14 protein-coding genes are annotated in these 12,664 nt (G+C 53.9%); 8 read left to right on the forward strand and 6 right to left on the reverse strand.

All coding sequences use genetic code 11. The features are described from left to right. Window positions 1-158: 158 nt before the first annotated feature. The gene (locus DB847_RS13335; RefSeq protein WP_108651142.1) at window positions 159-989 is read right to left on the reverse strand and encodes a metal ABC transporter permease; all 831 of its coding nucleotides are present in this window, start codon (window positions 987-989) and stop codon (window positions 159-161) included. Beyond that, window positions 982-1,722, reverse strand: a complete 741-nt coding sequence (locus DB847_RS13340; protein ID WP_234418401.1) for an ATP-binding cassette domain-containing protein — start codon at window positions 1,720-1,722, stop codon at window positions 982-984. Before DB847_RS13340 ends, DB847_RS13335 begins: the two co-directional genes overlap by 8 nt. A 145-nt stretch (window positions 1,723-1,867) precedes the next feature. Here DB847_RS13340 and DB847_RS26085 point away from each other — a divergent pair, with 145 nt between their 5' ends. Together DB847_RS26085 and DB847_RS13345 are read left to right on the forward strand one after the other, a co-directional pair. Beyond that, a complete protein-coding gene (locus tag DB847_RS26085) occupies window positions 1,868-1,999 on the forward strand; it encodes a hypothetical protein (protein ID WP_267897713.1) in 132 nt (43 codons plus the stop codon). Then, entirely contained in the window at window positions 1,987-2,847 is an 861-nt protein-coding gene (locus DB847_RS13345) for a zinc ABC transporter substrate-binding protein (protein WP_199911567.1), read from the forward strand. The genes DB847_RS26085 and DB847_RS13345 overlap by 13 nt, the downstream gene beginning before the upstream one ends. Before the next feature lie 117 nt (window positions 2,848-2,964). Here the strand turns inward: DB847_RS13345 and DB847_RS13350 are convergent, their stop codons facing one another. Beyond that, a complete protein-coding gene (locus tag DB847_RS13350; RefSeq protein WP_108651144.1) occupies window positions 2,965-3,543 on the reverse strand; it encodes a PhnA domain-containing protein in 579 nt (192 codons plus the stop codon). A 195-nt stretch (window positions 3,544-3,738) separates the two neighbouring features. Here DB847_RS13350 and DB847_RS13355 point away from each other — a divergent pair, with 195 nt between their 5' ends. Continuing rightward, window positions 3,739-4,500, forward strand: coding sequence for a TSUP family transporter (locus tag DB847_RS13355; RefSeq protein WP_199911863.1), 762 nt, complete (start codon window positions 3,739-3,741; stop codon window positions 4,498-4,500). On the opposite strand, the gene DB847_RS13360 is transcribed toward DB847_RS13355, so the two are convergent. The 3 genes from DB847_RS13360 to DB847_RS13370 all read right to left on the reverse strand — a co-directional run bounded on the left by DB847_RS13360 (window position 4,451) and on the right by DB847_RS13370 (window position 7,266). Next, window positions 4,451-5,296, reverse strand: coding sequence for a LysR family transcriptional regulator (locus DB847_RS13360; RefSeq protein ID WP_108651146.1), 846 nt, complete (start codon window positions 5,294-5,296; stop codon window positions 4,451-4,453). The two genes, DB847_RS13355 and DB847_RS13360, sit on opposite strands and share 50 nt — an antisense overlap. 66 nt (window positions 5,297-5,362) lie before the next feature. Continuing rightward, complete coding sequence (locus DB847_RS13365; RefSeq protein ID WP_234418402.1) at window positions 5,363-5,665, reverse strand: DUF3955 domain-containing protein; 303 nt, start codon at window positions 5,663-5,665, stop codon at window positions 5,363-5,365. A gap of 83 nt (window positions 5,666-5,748) precedes the next feature. Next, window positions 5,749-7,266 (reverse strand): fumarate hydratase, encoded by a 1,518-nt coding sequence (locus tag DB847_RS13370; RefSeq protein WP_108651147.1) that lies wholly within the window; start codon window positions 7,264-7,266, stop codon window positions 5,749-5,751. 143 nt (window positions 7,267-7,409) lie between these two features. Between DB847_RS13370 and pabB the strand changes: the two genes are divergently transcribed. From pabB to DB847_RS13395, 5 genes are all read left to right on the forward strand, one after another. After that, window positions 7,410-8,825, forward strand: a complete 1,416-nt coding sequence (gene pabB / locus DB847_RS13375; protein ID WP_108651148.1) for an aminodeoxychorismate synthase component I — start codon at window positions 7,410-7,412, stop codon at window positions 8,823-8,825. Then, a complete protein-coding gene (locus DB847_RS13380) occupies window positions 8,728-9,339 on the forward strand; it encodes a CoA pyrophosphatase (RefSeq protein ID WP_159084611.1) in 612 nt (203 codons plus the stop codon). Before pabB ends, DB847_RS13380 begins: the two co-directional genes overlap by 98 nt. Window positions 9,340-9,428: 89 nt before the next feature. After that, the gene (locus DB847_RS13385) at window positions 9,429-9,908 is read left to right on the forward strand and encodes a hypothetical protein (RefSeq protein WP_159084612.1); all 480 of its coding nucleotides are present in this window, start codon (window positions 9,429-9,431) and stop codon (window positions 9,906-9,908) included. 61 nt (window positions 9,909-9,969) lie between these two features. Further along, complete coding sequence (locus DB847_RS13390) at window positions 9,970-10,818, forward strand: GNAT family N-acetyltransferase (protein ID WP_108651151.1); 849 nt, start codon at window positions 9,970-9,972, stop codon at window positions 10,816-10,818. A 202-nt stretch (window positions 10,819-11,020) separates the two neighbouring features. Then, the gene (locus DB847_RS13395; protein WP_159084613.1) at window positions 11,021-12,664 is read left to right on the forward strand and encodes an AAA family ATPase; all 1,644 of its coding nucleotides are present in this window, start codon (window positions 11,021-11,023) and stop codon (window positions 12,662-12,664) included.

Below are 12,664 nucleotides of genomic sequence, written 5' to 3' on the forward strand. Positions count from 1 at the left end.
CTCAAGATCGCCCCTTTGAACTTGGGGCGGTTGCTATGATAACAAAGGGCAATCCATCTGTGTGACTCGGGCTCCAGCTTTATCTTCTGAGCAATGAGCTCAACGGGAGCCTTTTTAATCAGCTTCCCGCCAAAGAGATCCAGAGGTAACCGCCAAGCTTAACCAGCTTCATCGGACTTTAACCATTTTCGGCTAAAAACAAGCGGGAGTAATTTAAAGAGTCCACTCGTCAGAACAAACAGCAGTGCACTGATGCAGACTATGGTTGGGCCTGTCGGGGTATCCAATACATAAGAGGCCCTAAGCCCCGCCAAACTCGCGCAGGCACCAAGACCCGCCGCAATCAGGGCCATCATTTCCGGTGTCCTTGAAAAAGGCCTCGCAGTCGCGGCGGGGACAATCAACATGGCAGCGATCAGTAACACGCCGACGACCTTGATGGCAACTGCAACGACGATAGCCAGGGCAATGGTCAAAATCAGTTGCTCCCGTTTGGGGTTATAACCGCTGGCCCGCGCCAGATCCGGGTTGAGGGTCGACAGCAACAGAGCCGACCAACGCCAGGTAAGCAGGGCTAATACCATCAGGGCACCGCACCCGATCACTATGAGATCGCTCTTGCCAACGGCCAGGATATCCCCAAACAGGTAGGACATGAGATCAATACGTACCCCGGATAGGAAAGAGACAGCCACCAAACCTATGGCTAATGAAGAGTGCGCCGTCACCCCAAGCAGGGTATCCATGGCAAACCCTCTTCCATTTAAAGAGGAAACTGTCATAGCCATCACCAGGCAAACCGCCAGCACCCCCACAAAGATGGGGGCGGACAGCGCCAAAGAGAGGGCCACCCCCAGGACGGCCGCATGGGCGGTGGCATCACCGAAATAAGCCATGCGTCGCCAAATGACAAAGCAGCCTAAGGGCGCGGCAGCCAGTGCCACCCCTATACTGGCCAGGGTGGCTCGGATCAGGAAATCATCAAACATGAGAGCTGCTCCGTGCATGGGCGTATGGGAGGTTGTTTCGGTGCACACAGAGGGCGCTCTCCTCATCTTGGCCCAAGCCAAAAAGGCTGTGATACGCGTGGGAGGCGCTGACGACTTCGGGGGTCCCCTGGCAACAGATATGCCCATTTAAACAGATGACTCGATCCGTTTGGCGCATCACAACCTGTAACTCGTGGCTGATCATCAGGATGCCACATCCTAAGGTTTCCCTTACCCTGGAGATCTGGCGGTAAAAATCTGTGGTTCCCCGGTGATCCAATCCTTGGGTCGCCTCATCTAACAGCAGTAGATTCGGTTCCCCTAACAGGGCTCTGGCAAGTAAAACCCGCTGCAGCTGCCCTCCGGACAGATCCATGATCTGCTGCTTATCCAGGTCCGGTACACCGGCATGAGCCAGAGCCTGAGAAACGGCGGTCGAGCTATGTCCACCCGGCAAATTCATAAAACGCCTGACCGTCATGGGAAGTGTTTCATCAATATGCAGTTTCTGGGGTACATAACCGACCTTAAGGTCCGAGGCTTGCTTTAATCGCCCGGAGCTGGGTTGCACCGCACCAATCAGGGCCTTGAACAGGGTCGTCTTCCCTGAACCGTTAGGACCTATAATGGTGACAATCTCCCCTGCCTCAACAAACATAGTGATCTCATGCAGGATCTTGCGCTTTCCAAAGTGGACGGATAACGCATCACACTCAATCAAGCTTTTACTCAACATCGGCTCCTCATGGGGTCGGCTGTTTAATTTTCGGCTAAGTAATCTTCATATCTCATTCTGTTATGTTATAACATAACATATGTTCTTGCTACTCGATGCTCGACTCATCCGATTTGTATGCTTAATCGCTCTGGAGAACCCCATGCCCAAAAAGATCCTAGCCTCTGCCCTACTCAGTCTTGGCCTGCCACTTGGTGCCGAAGCTGCAGCCCCCTCAGTTGCCGTCGATATAGCCCCCTACACTCCCTGGTTAGTCAAGTCATGGAGGGGGTAAATCAACCTGAGCTCCTGATCCCAGCCGAAGCCTCGCCACACCAATATAGCTTGCGCCCCTCCCAGGCCCGGGCATTGTCTAATGCCCAAGTTGTGTTCTGGATGGGGGAAGGGCTCACACCATGGCTGGAAAAAGCCATGGTCAATGTGGCAGGCTCTGCACAAAAGATAGAGATGCTAGAGGTCGATGGTACAACAAGGTATCAGTTTCGCGAGGGAGCAAGCTTTGAAGGTCACAGCCACCACCAGGAGGAGATCTCTCATAGCGAGGAGCACCATGATCACCAGGCTGATGAGAACTCGAGCCATCATCATGAGCAGCACGACCACCAGGGAGTCGACCCTCACGCCTGGCTGGATCCGGAAAATGCCAAGGTATGGGTGGTCGAAATTAAGAGAGTACTGTCAGAGCAGGATCCGGAGCATGCCGTCGTCTATGAACACAATGCCAACAAGACCATAGCATCTCTGGATCAGCTCATAGCAACAACAGGCAAGCAAATCAACGGTCTGGGCAAGCCAAAGTTCATTGTTTTTCATGATGCCTACCAGTATTTCGAAAAACGCTTCAAGATACCGGCGACAGGGTCGATCTCGCTGAGTGATGCCGAAGATCCAAGTCCGGCACGCATCGCCAAGATCCGAACAACCGTGAACAAACTTGGGGTGAGCTGTATATTCACCGAGCCACAGTTCAACCCGGGCCTGGTTAACAATGTCTTCGAGGGAACCAAGGTTTCAGTAATTGGCGTCATCGATCCCTTAGGGGCCAACATTAAACCCGGCAATGAGCACTATACAAAATTAATTCAGGCGATGGCGAACAGCCTGAGTCAGTGCAAACAGTAAGACTCGCTGGCAGAGTTCGTTTAGTGAGGGACTCTGAGCCCCTCTGCTTTTTCAACTGTGTAAGACCAACAAAAAGCCTGTCCGATGACAGGCTTTTTGAATCATGGTACTGATAAATCAGTTAGATTTTTTCATGTAGCAGCTCAGCAGTACCACCCGGGTACCATTGACCCGCCCCTCAATATGCTCCGGATTGGCGCACAAGGAGATATTGCGCACTGCGGTGCCTCGCTTAGCCGTAAAGCCTGCCCCTTTCACCACCAGATCCTTGGTGATGGTGACCGAATCCCCCGCCTGTAGAAGGGTTCCGTTACAATCAAGGGTCGCAGCCGTCTCTTCATCTTGCTCGCTTAGCCCGGCATCAGCCCAGGATTTCACCTCATCTTCCAGATAAAGCATCTCTAAGAGATCCTGTGCCCAGTTTTCTGTGGCCGACAAGTGCTTGAGCTGACGATACGCCATCACCTGAACCGCTGGCACCTGGCTCCACATGCTATCGTTCAGGCAGCGCCAGTGATTCAGATCCAAAGACTGCGGATTCTCAAGCTGACTGCGACAGGTTTCACAAAGCAGCACCGCCTGTTCGACACTGCCATCACTTTGTGGACCGACTTCGAACACACTGAGCCCTGAATCACTGCCACACAGCTCACATTGATTGCTGCTGCGTTGCTCTAGAGTTTGCTGGATATTCATACTGATGTTGCCCCGGGACTATAATGACCCGCTATTATGCATGGAATCACCTTTATGAAAAGCACCGGTAATCAAAATATCATTCCAAATAGGAATCAGTAATCCCCTTAACTTTCACTATTTTGATAAATAGAGCCGTGTTACCTTGTCTCAACCCTTTCCTTTTGAGATTTTGTTGTGGTTATTACTCCCGAGATGTTACTGCTGCTGTGTGGTGTAGCCATGCTGGCAGGCTGTATCGATGCCATCGCCGGTGGCGGCGGCTTACTCACGGTTCCGGCACTGCTGGCTGCCGGTCTTCCTCCCGCTCACGCCCTGGCGACCAACAAGTTACAAAGCTCGTTTGGTAGTTTTTCATCGAGTTTCTATTTCGTGCGAAAAGGGATCGTTAAGCTCAGTGAGATGAAACTTCCCATCGCCTGTACCTTCATCGGAGCCGCCATCGGGGCGATCCTGGTCCAGCACATCCATGCCTCGATTCTGGAAAAGGTGATCCCCGGTCTTCTGATCGCCATCGCCCTGTATTTTCTGTTCTCACCCGGCGCCAGCCAGGTCAAGGGAAAACCCAGGATCTCAGATTTCTGGTTTGCGATTATCCTGTGTAGTGCCATCGGCTTTTATGATGGCTTTTTCGGCCCAGGTACCGGCTCCTTTTTCACCATCGCTTTTGTCAGCCTGGCACGGCTGGATATTGTGCAGGCCACCGCCCGAACCAAGGTTTTGAATTTCACCTCAAACATCGCCGCCCTGCTGTTGTTTATTTTGGGAGGCATGCCAATCTGGAGCATAGGGCTCAGCATGGCGGTGGGTCAGTTTATCGGAGCTCGTCTTGGAGCTCGCCTGGTGGTCACCCGCGGCCGCAAGCTGATCCGCCCGCTGATCGTGATGGTTGCCATCGCCATGGCCTTTAAACTGCTGATTGCACAACATCCCGAATGGTTTGGGCTAATTGCCTGACCCGATCCCGCTGCAGGGCCGCATGGCGATAACAGAGGCTGATGGGACGCTTTAGCTGCTCCAAAAAACCAAATTCATGGCAGTGCTGAGCATCAATCTGCAGAGCCCGCACTATGCTTTGAGGCACCAGGGCCGGAGCCACTCCGGCCAGGGCCAGCTCGGCACTCGCCGTGTAGGAGTCAAGCTGCATCAATGGCTCAATCCCATGTTGTTGCAGCACACCTGCCTGGTAACGATTCGCCGGATTACTGAGATCATTGGTGATCAATGCTCTTGGTTTTTCACACAGCCTTGATGGGCTAACCAGCCAAAAAGGCTCCATGGCCAGACACTCAACACTGACTCCGGAGATCTCCCCGAGGTAACCCGCACAAAGGCCAAGGGCCGCCTCTCCGGACTGAACCCGACTGGCAATCACCGGGGTATGATAGGTGGCAACGCGCAACCAGGGATCCCGCCGGTAATACTCTGCCAATGCCGGAGCAACCAATCCCGCCACCAGAGTTTCTGAACAAGCCAGGATCATTGGTGAATCCTGTGCCTGCTCGGTTTCATCGAATAAAACACCCTTAAGTTGCCCCAGCGCTGGCTCTAAGCGATCCAGCAACCGATGAGCATGAGCTGTTAGTTCAATTTTACGTCCACTGGGCTCGATCAGCGGCCGCCCCAGCCGCCGCTCAAGATTGGCGATCCGCTTACTGACGGCCGATTGACTCACATACAGCTGACCTGCGGTCTTGCCCATTGAGCCCTGCCGGGACAGCTCCAGCAGTGTTTCCAGCTCCTCAAATAGCACACTCACCTCACTGAGTTATCGACCCATACCAACCCGCTTCACAAAGAGAATACCTACAAGCCAAGCTTATTCCCCTCTGGCCCACCATCGCTCCAGGACAAGGCGGGTGATCACCGCTAAAATCCCGATAAAGCTTAACAGATAGCCCAATGGAATAAACACAAACCCAGGCTCATGCAGGTAGCCCTGAGCATCCACTGTGCTGCCCATCAAAGACGATAGGATAAAACTCAGCCCGGAGAGAGCAAAAAGGAGCAGACAGCCACACCAATAGCCACGCGAACTTTTTCCACGAACCAGTTTCATAATGGACAGCAGCATCAGCAGCCAGGCAACCCCGAGGGTTGTGAAAAAAACCAAACTGCTCATCGCTGTCTCCCTCTAACAAGTACCGGGACCGATAAAAATGGAGGCCTTCGCCTCCAATCGTCCCATATCATATTTGCTGGCGGTTACTTGCCTTCCATCTCGGCAATCTTCACCTTCCAGATCTCCGGGCCCTGCTGATGGATGTTGGTGCCCTGGTGATCGACTGCAACCGTGACCGGCATATCCTCAATCTCAAACTCATAGATAGCCTCCATGCCAAGTTCAGGGAAGGCAACCACCCTGGATTTGCGGATCGCCTTAGCCACCAGGTAAGCCGCGCCACCGACCGCCATCAGATAGACGGCATCATGCTTCTTAATCGCCTCAATCGCGGCAGGTCCACGCTCAGCCTTACCTATCATGCCGATGAGGCCAGTTTGTGCCAGCATCATCTCGGTGAACTTGTCCATTCGGGTCGAAGTCGTTGGCCCCGCCGGACCAACCACCTCATCTCCAACCGCATCTACTGGCCCCACGTAATAGATAAAGCGGTTGGTGAAATCCACTCCCTCGGGCAACGTCTCTCCCCTGGAAAGCAGATCGGCGATGCGCTTATGGGCGGCATCGCGGCCGGTCAGGATCTTGCCGGAAAGCAACAGGGTTTCCCCACTTTTCCAGGAGAGGATATCCTCTTTGGTCAGCCCATCCAGGTTAACCCTGCGGGTGCCAGCCCCCGCCTCACGAGTGATCTCAGGCCAATCCTCAAGGCGTGGCGCCTTCAGCTCGGCGGCACCTGAACCATCCAGGGTAAAGTGAACATGACGGGTCGCAGCACAGTTAGGAATGATCACCACCGGCTTGGAAGCGGCATGGGTTGGTGCGCTCTTCACCTTCACATCCACCACGGTCGTCAGGCCACCGACTCCCTGGGCACCAATTCCCAGCTCATTAATTCCCTTGAACAGGGCAAGACGCAGCTCCTCATCGGCATTGTTAGCACCCCGCTCAAGCAGCTCATGGATATCCACCGGATCCATCAGGGATTCTTTGGCAAGCACCGCCGCTTTTTCAGCGGTCCCGCCGATCCCTATCCCGAGGATCCCGGGAGGACACCAGCCCGCTCCCATCTGCGGCACCGTCTCCAACACCCAGCTGGCAATATCGTCAGAGGGGTTGAGCATCTTCATCTTGGTTTTATTCTCAGAGCCGCCACCTTTGGCCGCCAGAATCACCTCAACCTTGTCCCCCGCAACCATCTCAATATGCACCACCCCAGGGGTGTTATCCCGGGTATTTTTACGGCTGCCGGCCGGATCGCTGACGATGGAGGCACGCAGCGGGTTATCAGGATTGGTATAGGCGCGACGGATCCCCTCATCCACCATCTGCTGCACCGTCCAGTCCGTATCCCATTGGGCCTGCATCCCAATCTTGACGAAACAGGTCACAATTCCGGTGTCCTGACAGATGGGTCTGTGCCCCTCGGCCGACATTCGAGAGTTAATTAAGATTTGAGCAATCGCATCCTTCGCGGCCGGGTTTTGCTCTTTGTGATAGGCCTTATCCAGCGCCTGGACAAAATCAAGCGGATGATAATAGGAGATATATTGCAGCGCATCTGCAACTGAATCGATGAAATCCTGCTTTTTTATTATGGTCATAAATGCCCCTTGCTGCGGCAATCTGCCGGCTCCATGCCAAAAGTCATACTTTAGCTTTCGAATTTAGTGTTCGACGGGCGAGTATGATACGCTTGTCGGCCATTTTGAACCAGCTTTGAGATCACAAGTCAGTCATCGCTCAAATGAAACCAACTCTTCATCGAAAGCCCCTGTGTGACACAGACGATATCCATGGGCTGTTTGCCCCGCTTGCTCATCTTCCCTGGGCCATGCTTCTCGAATCAGCCGCAGCGGACCATCCCGATAGTCGCTATCACATCATCACAGCAGACCCCCTCGCCACCCTGACCACCTACGGCCAAACAACCAGAGTAAGGTATGATGGCATAATAGAGGAGAGTGCAGAGGATCCATTGCAGCTTCTCCAAGCCTGGCAACATCAACTGCTGGGAGATTGCAGCCAGATCCCCTGCGAACTGCCATTTTTTTCCGGTGCCATGGGGTTATGGAGCTATGATCTGGGGCGGCGCTTTGAATCCCTGCCTCAGACGCTGGCTGTGGATGACTCTGCGCCGGATATGGCCGTTGGGATCTATGACTGGGCCATAGTGATCGATCGCAGCACGGGCAAAACCGAACTGCTGCAGCTTGGGGGTGAACAGCAACTGCAGGCGCGCTACCAGTGGTGGCAGCAGCAAATCACCACGGAGCAAGCCCCCTTTGCCCTGAGCTCACAGTGGCACTCCAATATGAGCTACCCCGAATACCAGCAGAAATTTACCGCCATCGAGCAGTATCTTAAGAGCGGAGATTGCTACCAGATCAACCTGACCCAGCGCTTTAGCGCCCGCTATCGGGGTTGTGAGTGGCAGGCCTATTGCCTGCTTAGCGAACAAAATAGGGCTCCCTTCTCGGCTTTTATCCGCCTGGATGAGTGTGCCCTGCTAAGCATCTCACCGGAGCGTTTTATTGCCGTCGATGACCGGCATGCTCAAACCAAGCCGATCAAGGGCACCCGGCCCAGGGGCAGTAACCCGGTTGAGGATCGGCAACAAGCCGAGTGGCTCCTTTGTTCAACCAAAGATAAGGCCGAGAATCTGATGATCGTTGATCTACTACGCAACGATTTCAGCCGGGCCTGTGAAGCCGGCAGTGTCAAGGTTCCGATCCTGTTTGGCCTTGAGAGCTTTCCCGCGGTCCACCACCTGGTCAGTACAGTCACCGGCACTCTGGCCCCCGGCCAGCAGGCAAGCGATCTGCTACGAGCCTGTTTTCCCGGTGGATCCATCACCGGAGCCCCCAAGATCCGGGCGATGGAGATCATCGAAGAGCTTGAGCCGACCCGCCGTTCCGTATACTGTGGAAGTATTGGATATATCAGTGCCCATGGACGAATGGATACCTCCATCACCATCCGCACTTTGCTTTGCCACCAGCAAGTCATTCATTGCTGGGTCGGTGGCGGGATTGTCGCCGATTCGACCGTTGAAGAGGAATTTCGTGAAGCTGAGCACAAAGTCGCCAAAATCTTACCCCTGCTTTCAGGAGTTAACCAAAGCCCATCTTCTCAGCCGCTTTGTTCTGCAGCAACCGCCTGAGCCGGTTCATTTCAAACACTTTCTTCCCAAGCGGATGTCGGCGGTGCTGATCCCGATCATCTCACGCGACGAGCGGCTCAGCGTGCTGCTGACCCGGCGCAGCGAAACCCTGCGCCATCATGCCGGTCAGATCTGCTTTCCCGGCGGGCGCTGCGATCCTGAGGATCAGGATGAGGTTCAAACTGCGCTGCGGGAAACCCATGAAGAGATAGGGCTGCAACCCCAAGAGATCCAGATCCTCGGCAAACTCCCGGGCCGGGGTACCCGCACCCAATTTCATATCACCCCCATCGTCGGCTTGATTGAACAGGAGTATGCGCTGCGCTTGAACCACACCGAGGTAAGCGAAGCCTTTGAGGTCCCTCTGCATGTTCTGAGACAACAGCTGCCCCCCTTTAAGAAAAACCATCATCTGGGCCCCTACCCCAGCTTTATCTGGCACCATCACTTGATCTGGGGAGCAACCGCCGGGCTCCTTGAGGAGTGCCTGCAGCTATTCTCCGAGCCCTGTTAACCTCTTCAGTCGCAGAGCTCAGCTTTTAATCAGCAACACAGACCAGCTCACACCTTACACAAAAACCGCTCAACACAGAGGAGAAAAGCTTGTTAGGATGGTCAGTGCGGCAGGATGCCGTACCTGGAGGGATGCATGAAGCGATTCGCCTTATATCTAGTAGTTATCTCTGTGACATTTTCCGCCACTGTGGCGGCCCAAACGCCAGACTTTACCAGGTCAACTCAGCTGACTTTTATGCTGAGCACCTCCTCGGGAGAGCTCACTGCCCACCAGCTCACCCTCAACAATACCCCCTGGTGCTTTATTTCTCAAAGAAGACTCCCCATGACCCGGGACTTTTGAGCCTTGGCTATTATCAAAAGCTCTGGTCAAACGGCGAGCTCCCTTTATCCAAGGCGCCGGATGCCACCCTGACCCTCCATGTTCAGGGCAAGCTTCAGGAGACAGAGCTCAGAGTGAGTGATCCCAAATTTGCAGAGCACAGGGTCAGCTTTAAGTCACAGATACTCAGGGGAAAACCACTTCATCACTTTGGCTCTGCATCGCTCTTTATTAAAACCGGCTAACCCACCCATGGCCCAACTGGCACAGCCTTACGAGGCGCAAAACACGACACAGGAGAAGCTCATGTCCGACCACCCACTGACGATCCGTACCATGATGCCTGATGAGCTCAGCCTTGCCATTGACTGGGCCCGCCAGGAAGGCTGGAATCCGGGCCTTCATGATGCCACCACCTTCTACACTGCCGATCCTAATGGTTTTTTTATCGGTGAAATCAAGGATCAGCCGGTCGCCGTTGGAAGCGCCGTCATCTATGATTCATCTTACGCCTTCTGTGGCCTTTACGTAGTGAGCCCAAAGGATCGCGGGAAAGGCTATGGCATGGCCCTGACGAAGCACCGCCTCAACTACTGTCAGGATCGCAACATAGGTATCGATGGGGTTCTGGAAAACGTTTCTATCTATGAGAATATTGGCTACAAACCCTATTATGAAAACCGCCGTTACCAGTTTATCGCTAAGGCTCCACAGAGTATCAGCCCATCAATTGTCCCACTGGCCCGGATCGAAAGTGCCCCCCTGCTGCGCTATGATCGCCAGTGTTTCCCAGCGGCTCGTGAGCAATTTCTAAATCATTGGGTGTCGCAACCCGACTCCCTGGCCCTCGCTTATCAGGAGCAGGGTGAGCTCAGAGGATATCTGGTTCGTCGCCGCTGCCATCAGGGACATAAGATAGGCCCTCTATTTGCCGATACCCCGGATATTGCAGAAAAGCTTCTGCAGGCTGCGCAGCAGGGGATCTGCGGCGAGCCGCTGATCCTGGATGCCCCCGAGATTAATCAAGAGGCGCAGCAGATCGCTCGGCAGTACGGGATGAACTGTATCTTCGCCACCGCCCGGATGTATCAAAAAGGCCAGCCGAAACTCGCCGATCATAAGATTTTTGGGATCACCAGTTTTGAATTAGGTTAGAGATAAGAGATAGAGATACAGGCAGGAGGCTGTATATATCAGGCCTGTTGCCTGGGTAATCGCCGACAACTGATCTTTATTTGAGCATTTACCCTGTCTTGCGGGCAAAAATACCCCCACAGCATAGACGTCTACTATGTCACTGGTTAGGATGGAAGACACAAACAGGCCCGACCCAATCACAGCGCAGGTGCTCCCAACCATGAATTCAACCGAACATACCCTGCTTGCCGAGCGCATTCATCAACTGATCAAGCAACTCTCCGCGGGACTCTATGAGCGGGTAGATGCGATGCGCCTGAGTCTTCTTGCTGCCCTGGCGGGTGAGAGTGTTTTCCTGTTGGGGCCTCCAGGTATCGCCAAGAGCATGCTGGCCCGGCGTCTCATCAGCGCCTTTGAATCCGGAAACTCCTTTGAATACCTGATGACGCGCTTTTCAACCCCGGAAGAGGTGTTCGGTCCCCTCTCTATCAAGGCTCTCAAAGATCAGGGAAGCTACCTCAGGCTAACCCAAGGGTACCTGCCTGAAGCCGATGTGGTATTTCTTGACGAGATCTGGAAAGCCAGCCCGGCGATCCTCAACACCCTGCTCACCGTCATCAACGAAAAAACCTTTAAAAATGGCCAGCAGATCAGCAAGGTTCCAATGAAACTACTGATCTCCGCCTCCAATGAATTGCCGGAGCAGGATGCCAGCCTGGATGCGCTCTATGACCGATTGCTACTGCGCCTTTATCTGGGGCGGATCCGCGAGAAGGGTAACTTCCAGGCGATGATCACTGCCGAAGGCCATAACTCTCACCAGATCGATCCCGGATTGAAGATCAGTGACAAAGAGTACCAATACTGGCAATCTCAGATTGATCACGTCCAGTTCCCCACCGAATGCTTTGAGAAACTGTTCTCCCTCAAGGAATCGCTGGAGCTGATGGCCCTTGAGAGCGATGATGAGCAGACCAAGCGCAGCCTCTATATCTCAGACCGGCGCTGGAAAAAATCGGTACGCCTGCTGAAAACCAGCGCCCTGTTTAATGGTCGAAACAGCATAGATGCCAGCGATCTACTACTGCTGCGCGATTGCCTGTGGCGCGATCTGGCGGGGCGCCAGGTGATCTATCAGTTGTTTGAAGAATTCTCGGCTCAAAGCGCCTTTGATCAGGATCAGCTCATCGGCAAGACCAGCCAGCTCAAGCAGCAACTGAGTAAACTTCGCAAACGGCTACGCGAAGAGTTTTCATCATCCTTCTCCTTTGAAGAGCAGGGAAGACTACGCAAGAAAAACAGTTATAGCTTTCCCTTTCACCAGGCTCGTCGCTTCCAGTTCCAGGGCAAGCAGGATCTGCTCAAGCTGGTGTTTCTTGAGACCAATGAAGCACTCACCGAACACCCGATGGAGCCGGGTCAATGGGCCTATGTCCCAGCCCGCCTTTTTGCCCGCCGGATCAAGTCGGGTCAGTGCGAGTTAACCGGCTATCTCAATGGACGAAAAAAACCGCAAATGCTGCGTTTTGCCATTGAGGGCAAACAGCTGGTCGGTAAGGATATCGCCAATCATGGGATCCGGGCCGCTATAGTTTGCGACCCAGCTCCTGAGCCCGGTTTATTGAAACAGCTTCGTCAAGAGCTGTCCGAACTCAACCAACAAACAGCGCCTCTGGAAAGAGAGCTCAAGCAACTGCTGCAACGCTTTACCCAGGGAAGCCATAACCACTTCGTACCCTCGTCACTGCTGGACCGGGCCGAATCCAGCTTCAGTGAGTTAACCGTCACCCTTGGGGATATCCAACATCAGCTGGAACATGTGAGCCCTCTCATGGATAACCTCAATCAGCTCTGGCCTGAATAA

The organism is Dongshaea marina, assembly GCF_003072645.1.
Lineage (GTDB): Bacteria > Pseudomonadota > Gammaproteobacteria > Enterobacterales > Aeromonadaceae > Dongshaea > Dongshaea marina.